Annotated in this window: 25 protein-coding genes; 5 read left to right on the forward strand and 20 right to left on the reverse strand. The window is 40.0% G+C overall.

The annotated features are described in order from the left end of the window. Nucleotides 1-80: 80 nt before the first annotated feature. From HT697_RS07835 to tsaB, 13 genes are all read right to left on the reverse strand, one after another. A complete protein-coding gene (locus HT697_RS07835) occupies nt 81-773 on the reverse strand; it encodes a methionine ABC transporter permease (RefSeq protein ID WP_023932463.1) in 693 nt (230 codons plus the stop codon). Between the two features lies 1 nt (nt 774). Beyond that, the gene (locus tag HT697_RS07840) at nt 775-1,836 is read right to left on the reverse strand and encodes a methionine ABC transporter ATP-binding protein (protein WP_049525121.1); all 1,062 of its coding nucleotides are present in this window, start codon (nt 1,834-1,836) and stop codon (nt 775-777) included. Next, nucleotides 1,829-3,202, reverse strand: coding sequence for a M20/M25/M40 family metallo-hydrolase (locus HT697_RS07845; protein ID WP_049525120.1), 1,374 nt, complete (start codon nt 3,200-3,202; stop codon nt 1,829-1,831). Before HT697_RS07845 ends, HT697_RS07840 begins: the two co-directional genes overlap by 8 nt. A gap of 96 nt (nt 3,203-3,298) precedes the next feature. Beyond that, nucleotides 3,299-4,153, reverse strand: a complete 855-nt coding sequence (locus tag HT697_RS07850) for a MetQ/NlpA family ABC transporter substrate-binding protein (RefSeq protein ID WP_049525119.1) — start codon at nt 4,151-4,153, stop codon at nt 3,299-3,301. A 153-nt stretch (nt 4,154-4,306) separates the two neighbouring features. After that, entirely contained in the window at nt 4,307-5,137 is an 831-nt protein-coding gene (locus HT697_RS07855) for an amino acid ABC transporter substrate-binding protein (RefSeq protein WP_173262809.1), read from the reverse strand. 246 nt (nt 5,138-5,383) lie between these two features. Beyond that, nucleotides 5,384-5,707, reverse strand: a complete 324-nt coding sequence (locus HT697_RS07860; RefSeq protein WP_125415531.1) for an AzlD domain-containing protein — start codon at nt 5,705-5,707, stop codon at nt 5,384-5,386. Further along, the gene (locus HT697_RS07865) at nt 5,697-6,392 is read right to left on the reverse strand and encodes an AzlC family ABC transporter permease (RefSeq protein WP_000659739.1); all 696 of its coding nucleotides are present in this window, start codon (nt 6,390-6,392) and stop codon (nt 5,697-5,699) included. Before HT697_RS07865 ends, HT697_RS07860 begins: the two co-directional genes overlap by 11 nt. Nucleotides 6,393-6,665: 273 nt before the next feature. Continuing rightward, complete coding sequence (locus HT697_RS07870) at nt 6,666-7,892, reverse strand: MFS transporter (protein ID WP_173262811.1); 1,227 nt, start codon at nt 7,890-7,892, stop codon at nt 6,666-6,668. Then, the gene (locus tag HT697_RS07875) at nt 7,892-10,405 is read right to left on the reverse strand and encodes a lanthionine synthetase LanC family protein (protein WP_173262814.1); all 2,514 of its coding nucleotides are present in this window, start codon (nt 10,403-10,405) and stop codon (nt 7,892-7,894) included. The genes HT697_RS07870 and HT697_RS07875 overlap by 1 nt, the downstream gene beginning before the upstream one ends. Nucleotides 10,406-10,869: 464 nt before the next feature. Next, complete coding sequence (locus HT697_RS07880; RefSeq protein WP_173262817.1) at nt 10,870-11,733, reverse strand: XRE/MutR family transcriptional regulator; 864 nt, start codon at nt 11,731-11,733, stop codon at nt 10,870-10,872. A gap of 103 nt (nt 11,734-11,836) precedes the next feature. Next, a complete protein-coding gene (tsaD, locus tag HT697_RS07885) occupies nt 11,837-12,847 on the reverse strand; it encodes a tRNA (adenosine(37)-N6)-threonylcarbamoyltransferase complex transferase subunit TsaD (RefSeq protein ID WP_173262819.1) in 1,011 nt (336 codons plus the stop codon). Continuing rightward, nucleotides 12,837-13,274: a ribosomal protein S18-alanine N-acetyltransferase gene (gene rimI / locus HT697_RS07890; RefSeq protein WP_173262822.1), complete on the reverse strand. Its 438-nt coding sequence runs from the start codon at nt 13,272-13,274 to the stop codon at nt 12,837-12,839. Before rimI ends, tsaD begins: the two co-directional genes overlap by 11 nt. Next, nucleotides 13,271-13,954: a tRNA (adenosine(37)-N6)-threonylcarbamoyltransferase complex dimerization subunit type 1 TsaB gene (gene tsaB / locus HT697_RS07895; RefSeq protein ID WP_173262825.1), complete on the reverse strand. Its 684-nt coding sequence runs from the start codon at nt 13,952-13,954 to the stop codon at nt 13,271-13,273. The genes rimI and tsaB overlap by 4 nt, the downstream gene beginning before the upstream one ends. Nucleotides 13,955-14,144: 190 nt before the next feature. Between tsaB and cibA the strand changes: the two genes are divergently transcribed. Both cibA and cibB read left to right on the forward strand, forming a co-directional pair. Next, nucleotides 14,145-14,330: a fratricide two-peptide bacteriocin subunit CibA gene (gene cibA, locus HT697_RS07900; protein ID WP_000180843.1), complete on the forward strand. Its 186-nt coding sequence runs from the start codon at nt 14,145-14,147 to the stop codon at nt 14,328-14,330. Nucleotide 14,331: 1 nt separating this feature from the next. Next, the gene (gene cibB, locus HT697_RS07905; RefSeq protein ID WP_070528467.1) at nt 14,332-14,484 is read left to right on the forward strand and encodes a fratricide two-peptide bacteriocin subunit CibB; all 153 of its coding nucleotides are present in this window, start codon (nt 14,332-14,334) and stop codon (nt 14,482-14,484) included. Nucleotides 14,485-14,805: 321 nt separating this feature from the next. Here cibB and HT697_RS07910 read toward each other — a convergent pair whose 3' ends face one another. Continuing rightward, complete coding sequence (locus tag HT697_RS07910; protein WP_173225036.1) at nt 14,806-15,021, reverse strand: hypothetical protein; 216 nt, start codon at nt 15,019-15,021, stop codon at nt 14,806-14,808. 279 nt (nt 15,022-15,300) lie between these two features. Between HT697_RS07910 and HT697_RS07915 the strand changes: the two genes are divergently transcribed. Further along, complete coding sequence (locus HT697_RS07915) at nt 15,301-15,534, forward strand: DNA-dependent RNA polymerase subunit epsilon (protein WP_000639572.1); 234 nt, start codon at nt 15,301-15,303, stop codon at nt 15,532-15,534. Between the two features lies 1 nt (nt 15,535). Then, complete coding sequence (locus HT697_RS07920) at nt 15,536-17,215, forward strand: ribonuclease J (protein WP_049521946.1); 1,680 nt, start codon at nt 15,536-15,538, stop codon at nt 17,213-17,215. A gap of 348 nt (nt 17,216-17,563) precedes the next feature. Here HT697_RS07920 and mnmG read toward each other — a convergent pair whose 3' ends face one another. The 5 genes from mnmG to HT697_RS07940 all read right to left on the reverse strand — a co-directional run bounded on the left by mnmG (nt 17,564) and on the right by HT697_RS07940 (nt 22,749). After that, a complete protein-coding gene (gene mnmG / locus HT697_RS07925) occupies nt 17,564-19,477 on the reverse strand; it encodes a tRNA uridine-5-carboxymethylaminomethyl(34) synthesis enzyme MnmG (RefSeq protein ID WP_173262828.1) in 1,914 nt (637 codons plus the stop codon). Nucleotides 19,478-19,486: 9 nt separating this feature from the next. Continuing rightward, nucleotides 19,487-19,942 carry an NUDIX hydrolase gene (locus HT697_RS07930; RefSeq protein ID WP_173262831.1) on the reverse strand — a complete coding sequence of 152 codons (456 nt, stop codon included), beginning with the start codon at nt 19,940-19,942 and terminating at the stop codon, nt 19,487-19,489. 140 nt (nt 19,943-20,082) lie between these two features. Next, on the reverse strand, nt 20,083-21,204 hold the full coding sequence (gene mnmA / locus HT697_RS07935) for a tRNA 2-thiouridine(34) synthase MnmA (RefSeq protein WP_173262834.1): 1,122 nt from the start codon (nt 21,202-21,204) through the stop codon (nt 20,083-20,085). A 164-nt stretch (nt 21,205-21,368) separates the two neighbouring features. Beyond that, nucleotides 21,369-21,569, reverse strand: coding sequence for a hypothetical protein (locus HT697_RS10510; RefSeq protein WP_080710131.1), 201 nt, complete (start codon nt 21,567-21,569; stop codon nt 21,369-21,371). A 568-nt stretch (nt 21,570-22,137) separates the two neighbouring features. Further along, on the reverse strand, nt 22,138-22,749 hold the full coding sequence (locus HT697_RS07940) for a hypothetical protein (RefSeq protein ID WP_050492315.1): 612 nt from the start codon (nt 22,747-22,749) through the stop codon (nt 22,138-22,140). 651 nt (nt 22,750-23,400) lie between these two features. On the opposite strand from HT697_RS07940, the gene HT697_RS07945 reads away from it, so the two are divergent. Continuing rightward, nucleotides 23,401-24,264, forward strand: a complete 864-nt coding sequence (locus HT697_RS07945) for a helix-turn-helix transcriptional regulator (protein ID WP_173262837.1) — start codon at nt 23,401-23,403, stop codon at nt 24,262-24,264. A gap of 289 nt (nt 24,265-24,553) precedes the next feature. Here HT697_RS07945 and argH read toward each other — a convergent pair whose 3' ends face one another. Continuing rightward, nucleotides 24,554-25,945: an argininosuccinate lyase gene (gene argH / locus HT697_RS07950; RefSeq protein ID WP_001107623.1), complete on the reverse strand. Its 1,392-nt coding sequence runs from the start codon at nt 25,943-25,945 to the stop codon at nt 24,554-24,556. Nucleotides 25,946-25,950 lie beyond the last annotated feature (5 nt).

Genomic DNA, 25,950 nt, shown 5'->3' on the forward strand with positions numbered 1-25,950 from the left:
ATAGCAACCAGTACAGAGAATTTTAAGTCTTGACTATAACGACAACTCCTATGAATGATGTACAGATTGCCTAGTTCTCTTTATTTATGACTTAATTTCTTGGTCAGGAAATCTCCCAAGAATTGGATTGCAAAGATAATCAAAATGATAATGATGGTTGCCAAGATGGTCACATCGTGATTGTAGCGGTTAAATCCATAAGCGATGGCTACGTTACCGATACCACCGGCTCCAACCGCACCAGCCATAGCTGTTTCCCCAACAAGGGAAATCAAGGTCACAGTTGTCACGCGGATCAAGTCTGGAAGACCTTCTGATAGGTAAACACCCACGATGTCCCAGAAAGTCGCTCCGCTCGCTTGAGCCGCCTCAATGACACCACCATCTAGCTCAGCCAAGACAACCTGCACTTGACGGGCAAAGAAGGCAAAGACCGCAAAAGATAGCGGTACGATAGCCGCATTTGGACCAATGCTTGTTCCTACGATTAGATGAGAGAAGGGTGACAAGACTGCCAAGAGAATGATAAATGGTACCGCACGGAAAATAGAGGTGATTTTATCCAAAATCCAGAAAACGACCTTATTTTCCAAGACACCACCTGGAGCTGTCAAGACAAGGAAAAGCCCTGCAACCAGTCCTAAGAAACCTCCGATGATAAAGGAAAGAACCGTCATATAAAGAGTCAAGTAGATAGCTGTCCCCCAGCCAGCTTGACCAGACCAACCCATCTTATAGACATTTGGTAAATAGGTTTGAATCAATGATTCCATCTTACTGTCCTCCCTTCAATACTTTTAGCTGTACGCCTGCTTGACGAATGGCTTCTTGGGCACCTGCCAAGGCTGCTTTTTCACCTGACAAGACCACAACTAATTCTCCAACAGGAGTACCATCAAGAATTTCGATATTCCCATAGAGAATATTAGCCGTTACTTGATAATGCTTGTACAATTCATTCAAAAGTGGCTCGTCTGTTGAAGCACCTGCATACTTGAGCTGTACCAAAATGCTATTTTCAGACAAGTGTTCCACGATTTCTTGCTTCTCGATTTTGACCATGGCTTCGTCAATACCTGTGGCTGTTGAGATAAAGTCTTGAGTTAAAGGTTGTTTAGGGTCTGAGAAGATTTCAAGGACACTACCCTCTTCAATCAAATGTCCGTCCTGCATAACTGCTACACGGTTGGCAATGTCTTTGACAATCTGCATTTCATGCGTAATCAAGACAACTGTCAAGCCTAATTTTTGGTTCAAATCTTGCAACAAGGCCAAAATCTGCTTGGTTGTCTTAGGGTCAAGGGCAGAAGTTGACTCGTCTGAAATCAAGATTTTTGGATCATTTGCCAAAGCACGCGCAATGGCCACACGCTGTTTTTGCCCTCCAGATAGTTGTGAAGGGTAGTTTTCAGCACGATCTGCCAAGCCGACCAAGTCCAACAACTTAGCTACTTTAGCCTTCTTTTCTTCCTTGCTGAGTCCAGAATGTTTAAGGGCAAAGGCTACATTCTCCTCTGCTGTCTTTTGGCTCATCAGGTTAAAATGCTGGAAAATCATCCCGATATCTTGACGTTTACGACGCAACTGTTCTGCCGTCAAGGTCACCTTGCCATCAAAAATCACATCGTCGTCAATGGTAATTTTCCCTGTAGATGGTTTTTGCAAGAGGTTAATCACCCGTACAAGGGTTGATTTCCCTGCTCCAGAATATCCAACGATTCCGTAGATATCCCCTTCTTGGATGTGAATAGTCACATCCTTGACCGCTGTGATGGTTCTCTTCTTTTGATGAAAAGTCACATCGATCTGATCTAACTTGATAATATCTCTACTCATAGCTTCTAATCAGCTCCTCTACTAATTCAATATGGGTGTAGTAATCGGCGATTCGCACATTTTCATCTCCACCGTGGTCTCGGCTGTTGGCATTTCCTAGACCGAAGGCTACCATAGGCACCTCTAGGGCATCAAAGACCGTATGCATAGGCCCTGTCCCCGCTGTCGTCGGCAAGACTGAAACGCCCTGTGGATAGAATTTCTTAGCCAACTCGATCACATTGAGAATGGCTGGTGCGCTCATATCGCTTCGATAGCTCATCTCTCCCAAGGTATAGTATAATTCTACCTTATCAAAGCCATTTTTGTCTAGCTGTTTCCGAATTTTTTCCAGAACATCATGCGGTTCTAAGCCCGGAACCAGACGAACCTCTAGCTTAGCACTGGCTTCTGCTGGCAAAATCGTTTTAACTCCTTGTCCTTGATAACCTGACTGAATCCCTTCGATATTAAGGGCTGGCTCGAAAAAGAAACGTTTTAGAAAGGCCATCCGCTCCTCCTGTAAGAGAGGCAACTCCAATCCATAGATCCGACTAACTTCCTCTGGGTTTCGTTGACCATAAGTTTCTAGCAAGGCCATTTCTCGTTCATTTGGCTCTTGCACCTCTTCGTACAAGCCTTCAACCAAGATACGTCCATCTGCGGCACGAAGAGACTGTAGGGCTTGAAGGAGATACCAAGGAGCCGATTCCACAACACCACCATAACTCGAGTGGATATCCACATCAGCGCTTTTCACCTTGGCATCAAAGGTCACAATCCCCTTATTTCCACCAGAAATTTCCAACTGTTCCAAGGCATTTTTGGTTCCTTGTTCCCAGACCAATAAATCCGCACCACGGAGTTTATCCGCATGTTTTTCCAGATACTTGTCTAGGTCTGTCGAGGCCGATTCCTCCGCTCCCTCCATGATAAAACTGATATTGACAGGCAGGTCATCGTGGTACTGCATATATTTTCTCAAAGCACTCAAACGAGCTGTGATATGACCCTTATCATCATCAACCCCACGCCCATACATGAAGCCATTGCGCACCGAAAGCGTAAAGGGATCCTCTGTCCAGACCTGATCCCCATCCGCTGGCACAGTGTCATAGTGGTTGTAGAAAATCAAGGTCTTGGCATCTGGACGCGAACTCTTGAAATGTGCCATGACAAAGGGCGCCGTATAAGTCTCATCAATCTCCACTTCAGCCCCAACACGCTTAAAAATCTCACCCAGATAGTTGGCAACTTCTTTGAGACCCACCTGTTGGGCAAAGACCGACTTCTTAGAAATCAAGGTACGCAAAACCTCAAAATAATGCTGGGCTACATGATCCTTTTCAAATTTTTCAATCTGTTCTTGTTCGCTAGGAAAAACCATATTCTCTCTACCTTTCTATGAACTACTCTTCCTGACAATCCATGCTCTATACAAAAGCAAGAGGTGGAATTCTCTCTCCCACCTCCCTGTTTCTTATTACCAAACTGGTTGATCTAAACCGTCTGATGTTTCTTCGATAACTTTTTTCACGTCATCTGTGTGGTAAGCTGCGATCACTTTCTTGATAGCATCAGCTTTTGGTGATGTTTCCCAATCTTTTTTCGCAACGATGATATTGTACCATTGTTTTGAATTTTCATCAGCTTGTTCTTTGAAAAGTGCTTTCTTGTAGTCCAATTTTGCTTCTGTAACGAAGGTATTGTTTACAACAGCAGCGTCAACTGATGACAATGAACGAGCTGTTTGGCTAGCGTCCAATTCAGTGATTTTCAAGTTCTTTGGATTTTCTTTGATGTTAGCAACTGTTGCAAGAGCAGTTCCAGAAACATCCAATTTAATCAAGCCAGCTGATTGAAGCAAGTAAAGCGCACGGCTTTCGTTTGTAGCATCGTTCGGTACAGCAATTTCTCCGTTTGCTGGAATTTCTTCTACTTTAGTGTACTTGTTGTCACTTCCATTCAAACCTGAGTAAAGGCGGATTGGAGAGATGTAAGTATCTGCAATCGCTACAAGGTCTTTCCCGTTTTCTTTGTTCCAGTTGTTCAAGAAGTTATAGTGTTGGAAAGCGTTCAAGTCTACTTCGCCATCAGCAGTTGCCTTGTTTGGTTGTGAGTAGTCTGTGAACTCTGTAAATTCCAAAGTGATTCCGTCTTTTTTAACCAATTCTTGGATTTTGTCCCAACGTTTTTCTTCAGAACCGCTACGGTTAACAGTTGCGATTTTGATAGTTGTTGCATTGTCTGCTTTCTTTTCTGAGTTTCCGCAAGCTGCAAGAGCCAAACCTGCGACTGTAGCAAGGGCTGCTACACCAAGCCATTTTTTGATTTTCATGATTCTTTCTCCTTAAAAATAATACCGTACTAGTATCTCACAATTTGTTTGATTTCACAAATTGTTATTAGATAGTCAGATATATAGTTTAAAGCTATATCCCTAAAAACTGAGAAATCACCCATCTTACTCAGAATGGATGACTTCAAAAAATTATTTAATATCAGCTTCTGCTGGTAGATAAGTGTCGCCGAAGAATTGTTTAGACAATTTTTCAAGAGTTCCATCTTTATAAAGTTCTTTGATGCGTTTGTCTACAAATGATTTCAACTCATCTTGACCTTGAGCAAGAAGTGGGTAAACGTAAGGTTGTTGGTCGCTTGGAAGTTCGATAACTTTCAAGTTATCCAAACCTTGGTTCTTGATCACTGTTTCAACACCGATTTTATCAAAAATCTTGTAATCAAATTGGCCATCGCTCAAACGTACCATGATTTGTTGGAAGTCTGCCTTAGTATAGTTAAGGATAGTTGGGTTGTCCGGGTGTTCAGCGTTGTATGCTTCTAACTGCTTAGCTGATGTAGTGGCTTGAACGACTTCCGTCGATTTTCCACCGATATCAGCAAGAGACTTGATGCTAGAGTCGTCTTTCTTCACTACAAGGACATTAGGGTTTTGGGCAATTGGTGCGGCATAAAGGTATTTTTCCGCACGTTCTTTAGTGTAGCTAAGATTGTTGACAGCCATATTGTAACGGTCAGCGTCAAGACCAGCAAAGACACCTGACCATTCTGTCTTTTCAAACTTGACATTATATTTGTCAGAATCTTTAAAGATAGCGCGAACGACTTCAATCTCGTAACCAGTCAATTCGCCATTTTCTTCATAAATAAATGGTTTTGGCGAGCCATTGGTTGCAACGATGATTTCTTTCTTGCTAGCTACTTCTCCTTCTTTCTTAGCACCACCTGAGCAAGCCGCAAGCACACCTGCAGCAACAAGCCCTAGGGCAGCAAGAGATGAGTATTTAACGATTTTTTTCATGTCATTTCCTCCAAAATAGAATACCTTATAATCTTAACAGAAAAAGAGCATTTACGCCATTATATGATATCTATCTCTGTGATAAGTTTTCTTTATGGCTAATTTATACTCAATGAAAATCAAAGAGCAAACTAGAAAGCTAGCCGTAGGTTGCTCAAAACACTGTTTNNTAGAACTGACGAAGTCAGTTACATATACCTACGGAAAGGCAAAGCTGACGTGGTTTGAAGAGATTTTCGAAGAGTATTAAAAGATCAAACGCAAGACTGCAATTAAGACCACTCCAAAGAGAACTGTTCCGACTAGATTGCGGTAGCGAAAGGCTACCCAAGCTGTTGGAAAGACGGCTAAGAAGTCTAGCCATTTAATTTGAGGAAGGCTCCCAACCTTACCTGTCACTACGCTTGAAAGAATCAAGGCAAAGATAATGGAAACGGGCAAAAATTTCAAAAAACGCTCAACGATTGCAGGCAAGCCCTTATACTTGACCAAGATGAAGGGAATCATACGGGGAATCCAGGTCACCAAGCCAGAGAAAATAACTGCTAATAAAAGATACTTACTGACCATCTAAAACCACCCCCATTGTACAACCAAGTAGCGTCGCAAACAGAACAGCTAGCGACTGAGACACCACTGTCAAGAGTAAAAAGAATGATACCGCAACAACTGCTAGGATAATGAGCAGATTGCGGACAGGAATCCGTCTTTGCATAATCTGGAATTGCGAAGCAAAAATTCCGATGAACATCCCAACCAGGGCAAAATCCAAGCCAAAGATTTCTGGATTTGGCAGCAGGCCACCCAGAGCCGTTCCGACAACTGTTCCCACAAACCAAGCCACATAGCTGTTGAGATTGTTTCCGTGCATCCACATAGGATTGACCTTGTCTGCATGGGCCAATTCGCCCATCAAAACGCCATAAGTCTCATCCGTCAAAAGACTAGACATACCGATATTTTGCCAGAGACTGGTATGACGGAAATAAGTCGATGCGTGCAAGCTCAACAAAAAGAGACGCAAATTAATCAAAAAGACCGTCATAGCAATAGCTGCCACAGGTGCTTGAACCGCAATCAGTGCCAGCATGGCAAACTGGGCACTCCCAGCATAAACAAAGAGGCTCATCAAGCCCATCTCAACAGGTGTCACATAGGGCGCACCGATAATCCCACAGGCAAGCCCGATACTGACATAACCAAGGGCCGTTGGCATGGCTGCCTGTGCCCCTTCCCAAAATCCTTTTTCTTTCATCTTTCTCCTCATATTGTCTTAATAATACTCAATGAAAATCAAAGAGCAAACTAGAAAGCTACCCACAGGTTGCTCAAAACATTGTTTTGAGGTTGCAGATAGAAGCTGACGCAGTTTGAAGAGATTTTCGAAGAGTATAAGTAGGCTGAAAAGGCTCCAGCCATAGCATGGACTATTATAACACATTCAGGAAAGAGAAAAAAGTCTGCTGATTTTGACCATCATAAAAAGACTGGCAATCCAGTCTCAAACATAAATTATAGAAATTCTTCACTAAATACTTTCACGAATATTCAAGAGCATGGCAAAGGCAACTAGAAGAAATAGCAATAAAACAAAGCTAACTGCCAGAGTTCCAAAGCTAGCAGCAATGGTTACCAAAGCTATTGTAAATAAGCTAGGTAAAACAACCGTAATAGCACCGATAGAAGATTGAACTGCTCCCATTGACTCCTCAGGTATTTGTTTAAAAACGAGTTCTTGCAATCTAGGAGAGAGAACACCTGCGAAAAAGGCATCCAAGGCACTAAAGATGAGAATCCAGTCAAAACGAACTGTGGCAACTCCTACTAGAAGAAGCAACTGGATGACAAGTGAGGCATAGAGAGCTGTTTTTATAGAAATCATATTTTTCAGATAGCCACTTACAAGGCTTCCGACAATCAGGGCTGACAGTTCAAAAGTGGATAGCAAGGCAAGAGATTGACCTGTTTGTAAATTCAAAAAGGGTTGATTTCTCAAAAACAGAGTAGAAACAGGAACTGTAACATTTATCACTGCTTGACTAATAGAAATAATAAACAAAACCAAGAGCACCTTATTCATATTCCATATCAATTTCGATGATTGGAGCAAATGCTGGCAAAAGGATTTTACAGAGAGTCCTTTTTGATAGCTAATCGTTTTTTCTACTTTCAAGAGGTCAGTTTTTATGAATAGGATACCTAAAAATGCGATCAAAAATGTAAGAGCGTTCAGTAAGGAAATAAACTGGATGGATAGAATACCTAGTAAGACTCCTCCTAAAATATTACTGATTGTTTTCACTAAACTAACAGTTGACTGTTTAAACCCAATAGCTTCTGCCAAATGGTCTTGCCCAATAATTCTAATGAAAATCGGAGTGAGCATGGCGCCTGAAAAATAGCTCAATGTGTCAGACAAGAGGTTAATCAGACAAATAAATGCTACTAGCAACAAGGAGAAAGACTGCCCTGAAAGCGATAGGGACACTATAGAGTAAAGCAAAAATTTTGCAAAACTAATAATTGTATATTTTAGGACACGATGATGTTGAAAATCCGCCAAAACTCCCAGAAAGATTTGTAGAACTTGGGGAAGGGTTTCTGAAATCGTGATAAGTAAAATCGCCAAAGGAGCAAAAGACGCATCTGCTACATAATTCAAAAAAGCCAGATAAAAAATCGTATCCCCAACCGTTGAAATCCACTGGTTGATGGTTAATTGCCTAAAATTTCTATTTTGAAGAAATACTTTCATCACAACTCCTTTTTAAATTCAAATGGGAAGTTTTCCCCAAGGATAGACCAATAAATCCCTAGATTTCCGATACCAAAATCAAATAATGTATCTGAACTTTCTTCACATTCAAATACCAAAATACCATTTTTATCTCTTTTGGATCTACTTAATAAAATCTCAATCACATTCTCACGTAAATTTAATTTATCCTGATAGTTTAGAGTTTGCAACAAACTGGATAAGCCATGACAATAACAACTTGACTGGATAAGATTGAATTTGAAAGCAAGTTGTTGAAACCTTGAAATTATTTTTGAATACCTTTTGTCATATAATAACTCAAAATAAAGTAAGATTCCTGAAGTTCCTTCGCACCACGATAGTTCTAAATTTGTAGGAGTTGCATTTAGTCTACTATATTCATTTTCTAACAAATTTTCTAACAGATTATTGAATACCTTAATACTATTTTCGTAAGCTACCTTGAATTCAAATTCCGAATTATAAATTAAAATTACGTATGCAATTCCAGCTAGACCATGTGCAAAATTACATTCTTTTAAACTATTAACATTTCGTATCTCATCTACAAAATATAAATATAACTCCTCTATTTTTTCTCTAATAAATTCCATACTATCGACATCATTGAAATTTATACAGTATTTCATAAGACTCAATAAAATACCTGACTTTCCTAAAGCAAAGTCAAATACTTCAACTTTTTGATAACTACTTATCAAGTCTTTATAAATATCTCTAATTTTATCTATGATCAATTCTCTACTTGGATTGTTGCTGGTAATTTTTTTATAGAACTCTAATAATACCCAAAGATATCCGGAAGAACCAAATAAAATTGAACAACCATTTAAATACACATTTCCTTTATTTTGATTTCCTTCAGAGATAATCCACTCGATAATTCTACCATTCTCAGAAATGTCTCTCATATGTGATACATAAAACAAATATCCTGATAAGCCATGTTGAAACGATATTGGACTAACAAATTCTCCAAATTCATTTGAATTTAGTATCCTGCTTTCTCTATTCATATTTAACGAAAGAAGATAGTTAATAAGCGTTTCATTTTCAATTTGAAGATTGAATGAGGAATCAACTTTCTTTAAATGAAATTCTATATTTTTATCTTCAAAATCGTCTATATACTTCATCTTCTCGAATCGGTCTAACTTCTCTTGTTCACTTAAATTCAATAAATACATCAACCAATTAAATTGCGATTTAGTTATGTTCCCAATTTCTTTCTCAATATACATACAAAACTTGATTTTATCTAAAGCAGTTATATTTAATAAGACGTCCTCTCCTTCAAATATTAAAACATGCTCGCGCATAATAGCAAAACTCAACATTGCAAGTGCAAAATAATCCTGTTGAATAGTACAGATTTTTGAGGGACAATCAGTATTTATCATGAATTTTGTAGCAGCTCTTCTAACAGTATTATTTTTGTTTGTAAAATTTTCTAAGTCTATTAACCTAACTCGACCAAAATCATCAAATATAAAGTTTGTTGGAGAAATATCCACTGCTAAATATCCCTCAGCATGAATATCATTAATAATATCAATTATATTATTAATGATTACATTTTTTTCGATATCAATATTTTTTAAATCAAAAAAATTATATCCTGGTATAAACTTCTGTACTACGAAGTAATCTTCATTGACATAAAACTCTTCAATTAAATCTGTTGTATAGGACTTGTCCTGAAATACTTTTAAATTTTCTGCTTCACTCTTTAATTCATCAATTGCAGAGAAACCATCATTCCAACTATAAACATATGGCCGTGCGTGTTTTATTATCACTTTCTGATTACTACTTTTTTCTATAGCTCTGTAAACATTTCCTCTATTGGATTTTTTTAGAATACACTCGATATTATAGTGATTTAAAGGGTGATTCTCTGGGATTTCCGGGGAGGGTTTAAATAATTTATTTTTTTCCATATCAGTAAATAAATCCTTAACCCCTTCTGGCAAATATGGATAACTTAATCTCAGATCTTCTACTAATTCTCCTCTACTATTTTTCATCATGTAGACAATTTTATTTTCAGAAAAATTGTAATTTTTAATTGCTTTAAACGCACCATATCTATAATGTATTGGAGAATACTCACCACATTGAAAATCTGATAAAATCCTTGGAGCTTTATATTTTTCTAACTTTTCTTTTAGATTTAATATTATTCGTTTGGCCTGCTTCCTACTAGACGGATATATAGTGATAAACTTATTTGCAGTAGGAGAAACTTCCCTAGGAGAATTTAATTTTTTTAACTCATCCAAACAATCTAGAACTTTGTAGTTACATCTTTCCTTTTCCAGCTCTTGTGCAACAATATAAAAAATATTACAAGCGTCTTTTAGTTGACTGCTTACATGAAGTTTCCATCCCTGTGTAAGTTTATTGTTACTATACTTCACAAATAACCATCCATTTTTATGGTAAGTATCAACTTGTATTTTATTCAGCATTGTTTGTAATCTATCCATAAATATAATAAATACATTATCTCTGAAATGAAATTAAGGATAGTTAATTAGTAATCAACTATCCTTAATTTTAACCAGTTATTCTTAAAGAGCAGTAAATGAGCAAGTCCACTTACAAACTTCGCGTGATACAGTAATTACTGGCTCTTCAGGTAACAATTCAAGTTCCATTAGATTATGCATTTCTTTTCTCCTTGATTATTTTTTTGTAAACCACTTCTGCGACCTAGGATTTGCTTCAAATGTTTTACAAGGACAGTATAACACGGAAATTGGCTTATTTTAGAAAATCGCATATTTGATATTTTTTCTTATAGAAATTTCAGATTTGCGATTTTGGTAGATTTGATTATTTCCCTGGTATAATAAAGTTATTACTAATGAGGAGGGAAGTAATATGAAGAAACAAGTTTTAACATTATTGACGATCGTTGCTGATATTATTATCTTTTTCCCATTTCTAACTAATCGATAAGCTCTTTGTATTGCTGCAAACGCAATTCAAAAAGGGCTGTCAATTGTGGATTTTCTAATACTTGCAGAGATTGGATAAAGTGTTCAATCTCTTTTTGATTGCTTCCTTTGGTTTGAAGAAAAATCTGCATTTTCTTTAAAAACTGCCACAATACTTTTTCAAAAACATCGTATGGACGGAGCATGCGCTCCAGCTCAGCTTCAAAGATTGGAATATAAGAAAATAGCTTGCGCTCCATAAGTTCTGAGATGATATTAAGATAACCACTTTTCATATACCATCGATTGTGTACTAACTCTTTAAATTCCTTGGATTTTTCGAGTAAGGAGGTTGATAAAAAGATCAGATCTTGATTGCTCAAGAAGGGCATAGTATTGCAAAAAAGATAGAGTTCAAACCAGGTCCAAGACTCAATAGCGTAGAGGTAGGTAGTCAAAAACTCGCTATCCTCCTCTGTTAGCGGGTAGCTTTTATCTAAGGAATGGAGTGCATTTTTAATCACAATGGCATTCAAACGACGATAGGTCTCTGCCATCTGTTCTTGCTTAATTTTCTCCAACAGTTGCTCTAAGCCAGCTATATCTTGATGGGCAAAGCGATCCACAACCCTTCTACCAATTCGCATATGTGGAGATTCTTGATAGTTGTTGAGCTTGTGCCCAAACTCATCAAAGGTCACATTTATACCTTGGATAGCTAGAATCAACTTATCTGCAGACAGCATAGACTGCCCTAGTTCAAACTTGGACAACTGAGAAGCTGTTAGACCCTCACAGGCCACATCTGACTGCTTGAGTTTTCTCGCCAAGCGCAATTCCTTGTAAAATTCTCCCAATTCCATTCTCTCAATCATCTGACCACCTCCTATTTTTTATATAGTATATCATTATTTTTATAGTTTTGTCAAAATATTCTGACATTTAAGAGAGCAAAAAAGCCAGCCTTAAGCTGACTCCTTATTCCATGGTATCAAAAGCGAGACTTGGTTTGGCATTGAGGTCCAAGTTTGCAAAGTTTTCTTTGTTCCACTCGCTGACGCTGGCATAGGCAATCATTCCTGCATTGTCTCCGCAAAGACGCAGAGGTGGGATGATAACCTTGACATCTGTGATTTCGGCCACTAGGCGTTCTCTGAGGCCTTTATTGGCTGCCACACCGCCTGCCACGACAAGGGTTTTAACAGGGTATTTCTCCAAGGCCTTCTTGGTTTTTGCCATAAGAATATCCAAGACAGCTGCTTGGAAGGAAGCACACAAATCCTCTGTGGACAAGCTTTCTCCCTTTTGCTCGGCATTGTGGTGAAGATTGATAAAGGCAGATTTCAAACCTGAGAATGAAAACTCCAGATTATCTTCCTTAATCATGGCTCGAGGAAAATCATAAATATCCTGCCCCTGATGAGCTAGCTCATCAATCTCACGACCTGCAGGATAGGTCAAGCCCATGACACGGCCAACCTTATCATAGGCCTCACCAACCGCGTCATCTCGCGTTTCCCCAACAATCTTGTAGTCACCAGCCTCCGAAACATAAACCAACTCTGTGTGCCCACCGCTAACCAAAAGGGCTAGCAAGGGAAACTCCAAAGGCTCCACACTCTGAGCGGCCATGAGGTGGCCAGCCATGTGGTTAACGGGAATCAGCGGAAGTCCATGAGCCCAAGCAAAGGCCTTAGCAGCTGACAAACCGACTAGTAAGGCTCCGACCAAGCCCGGTCCATAGGTAACCGCCACAGCTGTCACATCCTCTTCGGTAATCCCTGCTTCTGCCAGAGCCTCCTCGATACAGGCTGTAATGACCTCGACATGGTGACGACTGGCTACTTCAGGCACTACGCCCCCAAAACGTTTGTGACTCTCAATTTGACTAGCAATGACATTGGACAAGAGCTCATCGTCGTTTTTCAAGACGGCAACACTAGTCTCATCACAGGATGTCTCAAATGCTAAAATATATCTATTCTTCATCTATTTCTCTCTTCATGATAATGGCGTCCTCGACTGGATCATGGTAGTAGGCTACTCTCTCCGCGATGACTGCCATTTTTTCTTTCTTGTAAAATGCTTGCGCTCGATGATTTGACTTTCTAACTTCGAGAAAAATCTCCTTGTCTGTCGGCAATTGAGCAAACAAGGCCGAGGCAATCCCCTGACCCTGATAGGCTCCTTTAACAGCGATTTGCAAGACTTCTGCCTCAAAGATATTTTCCTGCACAGCTAAAAATCCAATCACTTCTGCCCCATCATAAGCTAGAGCATACCAAGTCTGGTCTTGAACCAGGTCTGCTTGGATTTGCTCCAGTGCCCAAGGACTGACTGAGTAAACAGCTGCCATGACAGCGTAGATGTCTTGAGCCAAGTCAGGCTGATGTTGGATTCGTTTGATCTCTATCATAGGCGTTTAATATAAGACTCGCCAGACTCGGTATGGTTCTTGAGCCAGTTTTCCTCAGCCTCGACTCGTTTGAGGTAATTCGGCACAAAATCATGCAAGGAGTCTGCTTCCTTGTCCCAGGCCCAGAGAGCTAGATTAGCTACATTTGGCAAGGTTTCTTTGAAATTAGTCCTTGGCAAGTGTTCTTGAATCTGCTCAACAAAAGGGCCAACTTCTCCGACAAAGGTTACCTGACTAGCCCCCTTGATTAACTCAATCACTCGCTCAAAGGGCAGGTGTGCTTCTGGCATGACAGATTTAGCATTTTCATAAAATCCTGCGTAAACATTGTTGCGACGCGCATCCATCAAAGGAACGAACAAGCCTTCTTGTTGGTAGGGCACCAGAGCCAAGAGGCTAGACATACCAACTAACTCAATGTTCAGGGTATGAGCCAAAGTCTTAGCCGTTGCGACCGCGATTCGCAAGCCTGTGTAGCTACCTGGTCCCTCTGCCACCACGATTCGATCCAAGTCCTTGGGTGTCCAGTCCAAACTTGCCATCAAAAAATCGATGGCAGGCATGAGGGTAATACTGTGATTTTTCTTAATATTAATAGTCGTCTCGGCAAGAACCTGCTTGTCCTCTAAAATAGCGAGAGAAAGAGCCTTGCTGGACGTATCAAAAGCTAATACTTTCATAACACATTCCTATCTTTTTGTCTGCTTACTATTATACTACAAAAGCTAGCACATGGGAATTTTCTTTGCCCCCAAACAAAAATGCCTATATTTAGCCCAAAAACAATTCGCAAATAAAATTTAAAAAATTTTCACTTTTCCTTTTCTTTTCCGAATATAAAAGTGAACAAGAAAAAAGGAGGAAAGTTCAATGACAAATTTTGACGTTCTTGACAATCAATTTTTATCCCTATCTGAAAATGAATTATCAGATATTGATGGTGGTCTCGCTCCCTTGGTTATCTTTGGAGTAGCAGTATCTTGGAAAGCTATTGCAGGTGGAACAGCACTTGTAGGTTCTGGTTTGGCAGCTGGTTATTTTTTAGGAGGAGATTAATATGATGAAAGATTTGAACAACTATCGTGAAATTTCTAATAAGGAATTGCAAGAAATCAAGGGTGGTTTTGGTGCAGGTGTTGGTATCGCTTTATTTATGGCAGCTTATACCATTGGGAAAGATCTCCGTAAAAAGTTTGGTAAGTCATGCTAGATAAAAGACACATTTTTAGAAGGATAAATTTTATTGTCTTCATCTCTTACAGTTTGCTCAGCATTCTCAATGATTTGAACATTACTACTATCCTTTTACCATTCGATTTATCTGTTTGTATTGTTTTGTTTTTAGTCTTCAACTCTATTTTTGAGCAGAAGAATCATTAATATAAAACTAATAAGCACTGAAAATTCCATTGTCATGTCATTTTAGAAAAATGCAAAGACCACCTCATCTCGATAGAAGAGGTGGAATTTTTGTATCATGAATTTACTATCTTTATCCCAAAACAAAAAGGCCCTAGCATGAGCAGGGCATCTAAGCATTTAATCCAAAGTAAAATACAAACCAAACGACATAGGTTACGAGGAGGAGAAAAAGCGAGTAGAGAGTCACAAAGGTAATTTTCCACAAGAACTTGCTTTGTCGTCGTTCTAGTTTGGCAAATAGAAGATTCCCTCCATAAACGCAAGCAACAAAAACAATAAAAGCTACCAAGCGAGCTCCAATAGCAAAAGCAAATAAGTTATACATAGGGCAACCTCCTTGACTTAAAATCTATATGGAATTATGACAAGCGATAAGTTTCACTTCCATTATCAACATAACACATTTTCTTTATTTTTGCAAGCGCTTACCCAGCAAATCGTCCCATGACTTTCTCGTTTCCGTCTTTTACTAATTTTTCATTTTGTGGTATAATTGAAATAATTGTAACGAATCAAGGTCAATCTAGACACAAAATGGAATGAAATCAAGCAAATCTATGCTAAAAGTTTGGAATAAGCTGACCTGTAAATAGAAAGGAACTATATGATTTACAAAGTTTTTTATCAAGAAACAAAAGAACGTAGCCCACGCCGTGAAACAACACGCGCACTTTACCTAGACATCGATGCCAGCTCAGAACTTGAGGGTCGCATCGCTGCTCGCCAACTTGTCGAAGAAAATCGCCCAGAGTACAATATCGAGTATATCGAACTCTTGTCTGACAAATTGCTAGATTACGAAAAAGAAACTGGCGCCTTCGAAATTACGGAGTTCTAATATGGCCTACACTCTTAAACCTGAAGAAGTCGGCGTTTTTGCCATCGGTGGTCTGGGAGAAATCGGGAAAAACACTTACGGGATTGAATACCAAGATGAGATTATCATCGTCGATGCTGGGATTAAATTCCCAGAAGATGACTTGCTGGGTATCGACTACGTTATTCCTGATTACTCTTACATCGTAGACAACATCGACCGCGTCAAGGCTGTTTTGATTACCCACGGACACGAGGACCACATCGGTGGGATTCCATTCCTGCTCAAGCAAGCAAATGTCCCTATCTATGCTGGACCGCTTGCCTTGGCTTTGATCCGTGGGAAACTCGAAGAACACGGCCTCTTGCGCAACGCCAAACTTTACGAAATCAACCACAACACTGAGTTGACCTTTAAAAATCTCAAGGCAACTTTCTTTAGAACGACTCACTCTATTCCAGAACCTTTGGGGATTGTCATTCATACTCCTCAAGGGAAAATTGTCTGTACGGGTGACTTCAAGTTTGACTTAACACCAGTTGGTGAACCAGCAGATTTGCACCGTATGGCTGCGCTTGGTGAAGAAGGCGTGCTCTGTCTCCTGTCTGACTCAACAAATGCAGAAGTGCCAACCTTTACCAACTCTGAAAAAGTCGTTGGCCAGTCCATCATGAAGATTATCCAAGGTATTGAAGGACGTATCATCTTTGCATCCTTTGCCTCAAATATCTTCCGTCTCCAGCAAGCAACAGAAGCTGCTGTTAAGACTGGACGTAAGATTGCGGTCTTTGGTCGCTCCATGGAAAAGGCCATTGTCAACGGAATCGATCTTGGCTACATCAAAGCTCCTAAGGGAACCTTTATCGAGCCAAATGAAATCAAAGATTACCCTGCAGGCGAGATTCTTATCCTCTGTACAGGTAGTCAGGGTGAGCCTATGGCGGCCCTCTCTCGTATCGCCAACGGAACTCACCGTCAGGTACAACTCCAACCAGGTGATACCGTTATCTTCTCTTCAAGTCCAATCCCTGGAAACACTACTAGCGTCAACAAGCTGATTAACATCATTTCAGAAGCTGGTGTCGAAGTTATCCACGGTAAAGTGAACAATATCCATACATCTGGACACGGTGGCCAGCAAGAGCAAAAACTCATGCTCCGCTTGATTAAGCCAAAATACTTCATGCCTGTCCACGGTGAATACCGCATGCAAAAAGTCCACGCTGGACTGGCGGTAGATACTGGGGTTGAGAAGGACAATATCTTTATCATGAGCAATGGTGATGTGCTTGCCCTCACTGCTGACTCAGCTCGTATAGCAGGTCATTTCAACGCCCAAGATATCTATGTCGATGGAAATCGTATCGGTGAAATCGGCGCTGCTGTCCTCAAAGATCGTCGCGATCTATCTGAAGACGGTGTCGTTCTGGCAGTCGCAACTGTTGACTTCAAATCGCAGATGATTCTGTCTGGTCCAGACATCCTCAGCCGAGGCTTTGTCTACATGAGAGAGTCTGGCGACTTGATTCGCCAAAGCCAGCGTATCCTCTTCAATGCCATTCGTATCGCACTGAAAAACAAGGACGCTAGCGTGCAATCAGTCAATGGTGCCATTGTCAACGCTATTCGCCCCTTCCTCTATGAAAATACCGAACGTGAACCGATTATCATCCCGATGATCCTCACACCAGATGAAGAATAATACTCTTCGAAAATCTCTTCAAACCACGTCAGCTTCGCCTTGCCGTATATATGTTACTGACTTCGTCAGTTCTATCTACAACCTCAAAGCAATGCTTTGAGCAACCTACGGCTAGCTTCCTAGTTTCCTAGTTTGCTCTTTGATTTTCATTGAGTACAAGTCAACAAAACAGCCCCGTCTTCGGAGCTGTTTTTCTCTATGCTTTCTTTTGAGATTAAAATCGAAATCAGACTAGAAGGCTAGGCGAAAGCATAACTTGAGTTAGCTCCCATAGTTCGGGGAACTATGGGAGGCTGTAGATGAATCAAAGCCAAGCTTTGAACTCATTCGTAAGAAGCCGACGACGTATTATTTTGATTTTTGAAGAGTTTTAGAAATACTACGATTTTTACCTTCCAGATACACCATCAAAATAGAAATATCTGCTGGGTTTACTCCCGAAATACGGCTAGCTTGACCAATAGTTTCTGGATTGATAAGTTTGAACTTCTGGCGAGCTTCTGTCGCGATAGAATCAATATCATCCCAGTCGATATTGGCTGGAATGCGTTTTTCTTCCATGCGCTTCATCTTGGCAACCTGGTCCATAGCTTTGGAAATATAGCCTTCGTACTTGATTTCTGTTTCAATCAATTCGATAATCTTGTCATCCAAGTCCTCTGCTGCTGGTCCGATGAAGGCTACCACATCTTGGTAAGAAACTTCTGGACGGCGAAGGAATTCCTTGGCTGTCACTGCATCGGTCAACGGCTTGAAGCCCATCTCCTCAACCTTGGTATTGGTTTCCTTGACTGGCTTGAGTTTGATGCTGTCTAGGCGCTTCATCTCATTTTCAAATTGATTTTTCTTGATTTCAAAGCGAGCCCAGCGTTCATCATCCACAAGACCAATCTCACGTCCCATCTCAGTCAAACGCATATCAGCATTGTCATGGCGGAGAATGAGGCGATATTCAGCACGACTTGTCAAGAGACGATAGGGTTCAATGGTTCCCTTGGTCACCAAGTCATCAATCATCACCCCGATATAACCGTCACTGCGCTTCAAAATCAACTCAGGCTTGCCTTGGACTTTCAAAGCCGCATTGATCCCAGCGATAATCCCTTGGCCTGCTGCCTCTTCGTATCCTGATGTTCCATTTGTTTGACCAGCAGTGAAAAGTCCTGAGATTTTCTTGGTTTCCAGAGTCGCACGCAACTGGTGTGGCAAGACCATGTCGTATTCAATGGCATAACCAGTTCGCATCATCTCAGCATTTTCCAAACCTTTGATGGAATGAACCAAGTCACGCTGGACATCCTCAGGCAGACTGGTTGAAAGTCCTTGAACATAGACTTCCTCAGTATTGCGCCCTTCTGGCTCAAGGAAGAGTTGGTGACGTTCCTTGTCCGCAAAGCGCACAATCTTGTCCTCAATCGATGGACAGTAACGAGGTCCCACTCCCTTGACCACACCTGTAAACATAGGCGCACGGTGGAGGTTGTTTTGAATAATCTCATGACTGGTACCATTGGTATAAGTCAACCAGCATGGCACTTGATCTTTGACATAATCCTCATCACGTGACGTGTATGAGAAGTGATTAGGCGCTTCGTCCCCTGGCTGAATCTCTGTCACGTCGTAATTGATAGAAGAAGCCTTGACACGTGGAGGGGTTCCTGTCTTGAAACGACCGATTTCGAGGCCCAGTTCCTTGAGATTATCAGCAAGGTTAATAGAAGCCAAGCTGTGGTTAGGACCTGATGAATACTTAAGGTCTCCAATGATAATTTCCCCACGGAGGGCCGTCCCTGTCGTCACTATAACAGCCTTGGCAGCATACTCTTGATGGGTCGCTGTACGAACACCGACAACTTTTCCGTCTTCCACCAAAATCTCATCAATCATGGTCTGACGAAGGGTCAGATTTTCTTGATTTTCAACCGTCTTGCGCATTTCCTTGGAGTAAAGCTCCTTGTCAGCCTGCGCACGAAGGGCACGGACAGCTGGCCCCTTCCCTGTGTTGAGCATCTTCATCTGGATGTAAGTCTTGTCAATGGTTTTGGCCATCTCGCCACCGAGGGCATCAACTTCACGCACGACAATTCCCTTGGCAGAACCACCGATAGAGGGGTTACAAGGCATGAAAGCCAGCATTTCAATGTTGATGGTCGCAAGCAAGACCTTACAGCCCATACGGCTGGCAGCCAAGGAAGCCTCAACCCCAGCGTGTCCCGCACCAATTACAATAATATCGTATTCTTCAGTAAAATTATATGTCATGTTTCTCTCCTATTCCTCAAGATGAATGTGTCTTAGTTGGCCGTCCCAATCTGGTAGGGCTGTTTTTAAAAAGGCTGGAACTAGATTGATACACTCAAGCTTGTCTATGTCAATCCATTCACAGGGCTGCCTTTTCTCATCTTCCTGCATGGTCAATGGGGCATCTTCAAGCAAGTCCACCAAATAATGAAACTCAACGTTGTGATAGGAAATACCGTCCTGTTCAAAACGATTTTCAACCACGAAAGCTAGTTGCCCAGCTTGAGCTTTGACACCCAGTTCTTCCCTCACTTCGCGGACTATCGCGTCTTCCGTGCTTTCATTGACTTGAATGGCACCGCCAATAGTGTAATACTTGCCCTTGTCTTTGGTGACTAGAAGCTTGTGATTTTGGACAATCAAGGCTGTCGCCCGAACACCAAAAACTGTATTTCCTACTTTTGTCCGAAAGTCTTGTTGAATCATTCTTGTCCTTTCCCTTAAACGACACAAAAACAGTCAAAACTCCAAAGAAGTGCAGGACAAAAAAGCCTGCAACATCCATGAGCTTTGACCATCATTTCTATTGCTTTTATTATTGTAGCAAATTGAGAAAATTTGTCAATCTAAATGTACTGACAAACTTGTCCATCGCGGTAAGCATTGTCAATCAAGCCACCACCTAGACACTCTTCGCCCTCGTAAAAGACAACTGCCTGTCCTGGTGTAATCGCGCGTTGCGGTTCTGCAAAGATAACCTCTGCCTTATCTCCTTTGACATGGACGGTCACCTTAGAATCAGGCTGACGGTAGCGGAATTTTGCTGTACATTCTAGCGTAAATTCCTCTGGCATCTCACAAGTAAAGCGGACTTGACTAGCCTCTAGGCTGGTTGACATGAGCGAATCATGGTAGAATCCTTGTCCTACATAAAGAATATTCTTGCTTAGGTCTTTTCCGACAACGAACCAAGGTGCATTGTCACCACCGTGTTGCCCACCGATACCGAGACCTCCACGCTGACCAATCGTATAGTACATAAGACCTGCATGCTCGCCCATATCGCGACCATCCACAGTCATCATGCGACCAGGCTGAGCTGGCAGGTAGTTGCTGAGGAAATTTTTAAAGTTCTTTTCTCCAATAAAGCAAATCCCTGTCGAGTCTTTCTTCTTAGCAGTCGCAAGGCCTGCTTCTTCTGCTAGTCTGCGAACTTCAGGCTTTTCCAAATGCCCCAGTGGGAACATGGTTTTTTGAAGTTGTTCTTGCGAAAGTTGGCTGAGGAAATAAGTCTGATCCTTGCTATTGTCCACGCCACGAAGCATATGAACAGTACCATCTTCATCACGCGCCACTCGAGCATAATGCCCAGTCGCCACATAATCTGCTCCCAAGGTCATGGCATAGTCCAAAAAGGCCTTGAACTTGATTTCCTTGTTACACATAACGTCTGGATTTGGGGTGCGCCCTGCACGGTATTCCGCTAGAAAATACTCAAAAACGCGGTCCCAATACTCTTTTTCAAAATTGACAGAGTAGTAGGGAATGCCAATCTGGTCTGCTACCGCAGCCACATCCTTGTAATCTTCGGTCGCCGTACAGACGCCGTTTTCATCTGTGTCGTCCCAGTTCTTCATGAAGATACCGATCACATCGTAGCCCTGCTCCTTGAGAAGAAGAGCCGTCACCGACGAATCGACACCACCACTCATCCCCACAACAACACGTGTTTTAGAGTTATCACTCATGGTAAGTCTCCCATCTATTCGTTTATTCACGATTGAAGGTCGTGTGTGCTTAACGATTGAAGGTCGTTTGAGCAGTTTTCATTATAACATGCTTGGTAAGAGAAGACAAGAAAGAGGCTGTCAAATCTGGCAACCTCTTGCATAAGACACTTTTTCATTCCAAACTATTCTTTATATAAAAAATTCCTATAAATTCTAGCAATAGTTAAAACACATACAAATAGGACTCCCAAAATAGATAGTACTATTTTCACAAAACTCAGTTCCGAACCTATGACATATATATGAAAAAGAGGGGCTAGTCCTACACATATATACAATAGATAATTTATAAAGTTTATTTCACCTAATCCTGCAAAAAAAATGTTTCATTTTAACTATCCCAATTTTACCTTTCGTCTTAATAATCCACTAGCAAATCTATTGACTTCTCTTTTTTTGAAAAATCTTGACAGCAAATTTACTCCACTTAATGCCACTGAGACTTAACTGGGTAAAAAATAGTAATCCCATATCAAATGAGAAATCAGCAATGATAGAAATAGTATACCGTCAATATAACTATTCTTAAAATATTCTGTAATTACAAAATACAGAAATGCCACAACCATCGAAATTAATACAATCATAGCAATTTCAATCATCATAATTTCTCCAAGAGAAAAGTATAAACTGACAAAGTTCCTGCTAAAACACTATCCTCCCAGCAAATAGAGAGTCAGCAAAAATAAGACAACCGAAATTGGCAGAAAAGCAGCACGATTTGTTTTACAAAAAATGGAATAACAAAGACTACCTATCGAAAATGTCATAATAACTTCAATAGTTATCTTTACAGCAGAGTAATATATATTTTTAATAAAAAGAATTAAAAAGATAAAAAATACCAATGAACTAAGAACAGATTTGATATAAAATTTTAAATGAGTCATATTATGGAATATATACGTTATAAGACAAACTAATGCCAGGTATGTGATCTCCTAGATGCAAGACAGTTACACCATTTTCAACACCCCATTTAACTAATGCTGCAGCAGAAGCTGTTACAAGCGCAGCAACACCAGCTCCCCACGGTCCTGCCGCTACTAATTCCTTGGCATACCAACCAACATAGCCACCTGCAAAAGCCGCAGCAGCCCATCCATTCATACTTCTAATTTTAGGTCCAAGATTAATATACAAACCGACAAACCCTCTAAATTGAGTTTTTCTAACATCTAATTCTGCAATAGATAATATATCTTCGGCTTCCTGCTCAGTAATCTCTAAGTCTTCCATTAACTGTTCTTTAGTTGCGTATAAAACTGGATTTCCATATTCATTTTTCGAAAAATAATTTTCTAATTTCAAAGCAACTTCTGTCAATTTTTTATCATATGAATACTGTCCGTAATTTGTAATTATATTTATATCTGCGGAAGTAAATTCATCCACCTTATCTGAACTAATTATATTAGAAATCGTAGATGCATTAGCAAGTGTTGGAGCCACTGCTCCAAATAATGATAATGCTACTATAGACGATGTTATTAATTTTTTCATGTTATTCTCCATAATTATTAAAAAATCTAACAAAATAAGCAACGTTAAGTTTATATTGTGTATCAAAACAAGAAACAAGTATCATTCAAACCGAATATTGAAAACGATTGATTTCAGTTATTTATAGTAATTTACTTTATAGAGTTAATCTACTATAGCTAATATCTTCTCTATTATTCCATTTACAGGATACCCATTTAAATGTTATCATTTATTAAAACTTCTGTGAAACCAAATGTGATAAACTAAAAATCAGAAGTATACTTAATTTAAATTTATCGAATAACTACTTTAAAACAAAATTAACATTCACAGAAAACCTTATGTAATCACTAAATAGTCCATTGGACTCACCTTCCTTTCGTTTTTACAACTAGCGCATTATATCGGCCATTTCCATGGGAAAACCGTAGCAATGCTGAATAAGAAAGCAAGAACAACTAGAAAGCGAAAAACTTTTTTATTCATACTTTTTCCTCCTATCTTTATTTTCTACCTACATCATACCTCTTATTAAGCTCGTTTCAAAATCACGTTAACTTTTTTCACACATTATTTTAGTTTTCTTTTTTACTTTTTACACTGCTATGATACAATATTTTTAACAAGATTTTATTGTTTGTTAACTTTTTTCACGGAAAGGAGAAAATCATGCGTTATGATTTCGGAAAGGTCTATAAAGAAATACGTGAGTCAAAGGGGCTGACCCAAGAAGAGGTCTGTGGGGGTGTTCTCTCAAGAACTAGCTTATCAAAAATCGAAAGTGGCAAGACAACCCCAAAATATGAAAACATGGAGTTTCTTCTACGGCAAATTAATATGAGTTTTGAAGAGTTTGAATATATCTGTCAACTTTATCAACCAAGTCAACACACAGAAATTATGCAAACCTATCTCAATATGAGCTCAATCCTAGGGGCTAGTGAACTCGAAAAACTATTTCAAAAATGCCAAAACTATCTCAAGACCCACCACGATCTCCCTATAGAAGAAATCAGAGACATGCTTGAAGTTGTCATTTATATCCGTCAACACGGGACAGGGGAACTATCAGAACACGCAGAACAGGTTGCCAAAAAACTTTGGAAAAAAATTGAAAAACAAGATACATGGTATGAGAGTGACCTAAAAATCCTCAATACCATTCTTTTCAGTTTTCCCATTGAATACCTCCATCTCATCACTGGAAAAATATTGCAACGCTTGGAAATCTATAAAAACTATCCACATTTATATGAATTGCGAATGACAATTCTATTAAACCTTTCCACACTCTATCTATACAATCAAGATAAAAACATGTGTAAGCAAATCTGCTACACTTTACTGGAGGATGCCAAGAACAAGAAAAGCTATGATAGGCTTGCTATCTGCTATGTCCGTATTGGGATTTGTACAGACGATTCTAAACTTATCCAAAAAGGTTTCTCCCTTCTGGAGCTAACCGAGGAAACTTCTATGCTGTCTCATCTCAAAAAAGAAGTAGAGACCTATTATCAACCAAAGAAATTATAAAAAAGTCGAGGGGGTTCCTCGACCTTTTCATATTATTCTGTTCGTTATTTCTTAATACCATCCGTTGTTAAGCCAGAAGTTTTTAGCTCTGCCAAGCCACATGGTGTGCTTACTACTATGTGTCCATGTCACCATGAATCGCCGAACGATTTAACGAGAAAGTATGACTTTTACGTTTATCCCAACTCAATTATGACATCTTTTTTCAAAAGTCAATATCTCTCACTTTTTTAACGATAAGAAAGAGGCTGTCAATCGACCAACCTCTTATTCTGAACCTATCAATCTATCACTTTCTAGCTTCATTCGCTTTCTTAGCAACTGCAATCTGGTATTTCACTTGGTCAAATCCTGTACCTCCCAAGGAATTTCGTCTTTGAACAGCAGTTTTAGGTTGCAAGTAGACATAGATATCCTCGGCAATGAGGGAATGATAGGTTTGCAATTCCTCCAAAGTCCAATCTTGAATATTTTTAGCAGACTTGATAGAGTCTAGCACTAATCTTCCTACAACCTCATGAGCTTCTCTAAATGGCAAGCCTTTTCCTGCCAAATAATCTGCCAACTCAGTCGCATTTGAAAAATCCTTCTCTGTAGACTCTTGCATTTTTTCCTTATTTACCTGCAAGCTAGATAACATACCTGCCAACACATCAAGGGAATTTAAAATCGTTTCGACCGTGTCAAACATTCCTTCCTTATCCTCTTGCAAATCCTTATTATAAGCTAAAGGCAAGGACTTCATGACTGTCAATAGTCCAAACAGATTCCCATAAACTCTACCAGTCTTTCCTCGAATCAACTCAGCCATATCTGGATTTTTCTTTTGTGGCATAATAGAGGAACCTGTTGTAAACGTATCTGACAAGGTAATGAATTGGTACTCAAAACTACACCAATTGATCATTTCTTCGCAAAAACGGCTCATATGCATCATGAGTATGCTGGCGTTGGATAGAAATTCTAAGATAAAATCGCGGTCACTAACAGCATCCAAAGAATTTGTATAAGGTTGCTTAAACTCCAGCAAATCGCTAGACAATTGGCGATCAATGGGGAAAGTCGTTCCCGCCAAAGCCGCCGCACCTAGAGGGCATAGGTCTGTATGCTTCTGGTTAAATCCAAAACGTTCACTGTCTCTTTGAAACATATTGTAGTAAGCCATCAGGTGGTGGGCAAAACTAATAGGTTGGGCATGTTGCAGATGGGTATAGCCCGGCATGATTGTCTCCACATGATTTTCCGCCAAGTCTAATAAAACACCTTTGAGATGAGCTAGTTTATCTAGGACATGACCTAGTTGTTCCTTGAGATATAAGTGCATATCTGTCGCAACTTGGTCATTTCGAGAACGAGCTGTATGTAGCTTCCCTGCAAGGGGACCAATTTTTTCTGTCAACAACACTTCCATATTCATATGAATATCTTCGTTTGCGATATCAAAGTCAAGTTGGCCTGCCTCTAGCTCTTCTAAAAGCTCTTTCAAACCTTCTTGAATCTTTTCTGACTCATTCAAACTCAAAATACCCGTCTGACCCAACATCTGAACGTGGGCTAAGGAACCAATCACATCAAATTTAGCTAATTTCTGGTCAAAAGATATACTCGCACCAAAGCGCTCTACCCAGTCTTCGACAGTACCTTCAAAGCGACCACCCCATAATTTTGTATTCTTAGCCATATCAC

Source organism: Streptococcus sp. 1621 (genome assembly GCF_013276615.1).
Lineage (GTDB): Bacteria > Bacillota > Bacilli > Lactobacillales > Streptococcaceae > Streptococcus.

Bases quoted from the DNA above. Each gene is read 5' to 3' on its own strand.
- HT697_RS07835 (WP_023932463.1), bottom strand. From the start codon at position 773: ATGGAATCATTGATTCAAACCTATTTACCAAATGTCTATAAGATGGGT.
- HT697_RS07840 (WP_049525121.1), bottom strand. From the start codon at position 1,836: ATGAGTAGAGATATTATCAAGTTAGATCAGATCGATGTGACTTTTCAT.
- HT697_RS07845 (WP_049525120.1), bottom strand. From the start codon at position 3,202: ATGGTTTTTCCTAGCGAACAAGAACAGATTGAAAAATTTGAAAAGGAT.
- HT697_RS07850 (WP_049525119.1), bottom strand. From the start codon at position 4,153: ATGAAAATCAAAAAATGGCTTGGTGTAGCAGCCCTTGCTACAGTCGCA.
- HT697_RS07855 (WP_173262809.1), bottom strand. From the start codon at position 5,137: ATGAAAAAAATCGTTAAATACTCATCTCTTGCTGCCCTAGGGCTTGTT.
- HT697_RS07860 (WP_125415531.1), bottom strand. From the start codon at position 5,707: ATGGTCAGTAAGTATCTTTTATTAGCAGTTATTTTCTCTGGCTTGGTG.
- HT697_RS07865 (WP_000659739.1), bottom strand. From the start codon at position 6,392: ATGAAAGAAAAAGGATTTTGGGAAGGGGCACAGGCAGCCATGCCAACG.
- HT697_RS07870 (WP_173262811.1), bottom strand. From the start codon at position 7,892: ATGAAAGTATTTCTTCAAAATAGAAATTTTAGGCAATTAACCATCAAC.
- HT697_RS07875 (WP_173262814.1), bottom strand. From the start codon at position 10,405: ATGGATAGATTACAAACAATGCTGAATAAAATACAAGTTGATACTTAC.
- HT697_RS07880 (WP_173262817.1), bottom strand. From the start codon at position 11,733: ATGATTGAGAGAATGGAATTGGGAGAATTTTACAAGGAATTGCGCTTG.
- tsaD (WP_173262819.1), bottom strand. From the start codon at position 12,847: ATGAAGAATAGATATATTTTAGCATTTGAGACATCCTGTGATGAGACT.
- rimI (WP_173262822.1), bottom strand. From the start codon at position 13,274: ATGATAGAGATCAAACGAATCCAACATCAGCCTGACTTGGCTCAAGAC.
- tsaB (WP_173262825.1), bottom strand. From the start codon at position 13,954: ATGAAAGTATTAGCTTTTGATACGTCCAGCAAGGCTCTTTCTCTCGCT.
- cibA (WP_000180843.1), top strand. From the start codon at position 14,145: ATGACAAATTTTGACGTTCTTGACAATCAATTTTTATCCCTATCTGAA.
- cibB (WP_070528467.1), top strand. From the start codon at position 14,332: ATGATGAAAGATTTGAACAACTATCGTGAAATTTCTAATAAGGAATTG.
- HT697_RS07910 (WP_173225036.1), bottom strand. From the start codon at position 15,021: ATGTATAACTTATTTGCTTTTGCTATTGGAGCTCGCTTGGTAGCTTTT.
- HT697_RS07915 (WP_000639572.1), top strand. From the start codon at position 15,301: ATGATTTACAAAGTTTTTTATCAAGAAACAAAAGAACGTAGCCCACGC.
- HT697_RS07920 (WP_049521946.1), top strand. From the start codon at position 15,536: ATGGCCTACACTCTTAAACCTGAAGAAGTCGGCGTTTTTGCCATCGGT.
- mnmG (WP_173262828.1), bottom strand. From the start codon at position 19,477: ATGACATATAATTTTACTGAAGAATACGATATTATTGTAATTGGTGCG.
- HT697_RS07930 (WP_173262831.1), bottom strand. From the start codon at position 19,942: ATGATTCAACAAGACTTTCGGACAAAAGTAGGAAATACAGTTTTTGGT.
- mnmA (WP_173262834.1), bottom strand. From the start codon at position 21,204: ATGAGTGATAACTCTAAAACACGTGTTGTTGTGGGGATGAGTGGTGGT.
- HT697_RS07940 (WP_050492315.1), bottom strand. From the start codon at position 22,749: ATGAAAAAATTAATAACATCGTCTATAGTAGCATTATCATTATTTGGA.
- HT697_RS07945 (WP_173262837.1), top strand. From the start codon at position 23,401: ATGCGTTATGATTTCGGAAAGGTCTATAAAGAAATACGTGAGTCAAAG.
- argH (WP_001107623.1), bottom strand. From the start codon at position 25,945: ATGGCTAAGAATACAAAATTATGGGGTGGTCGCTTTGAAGGTACTGTC.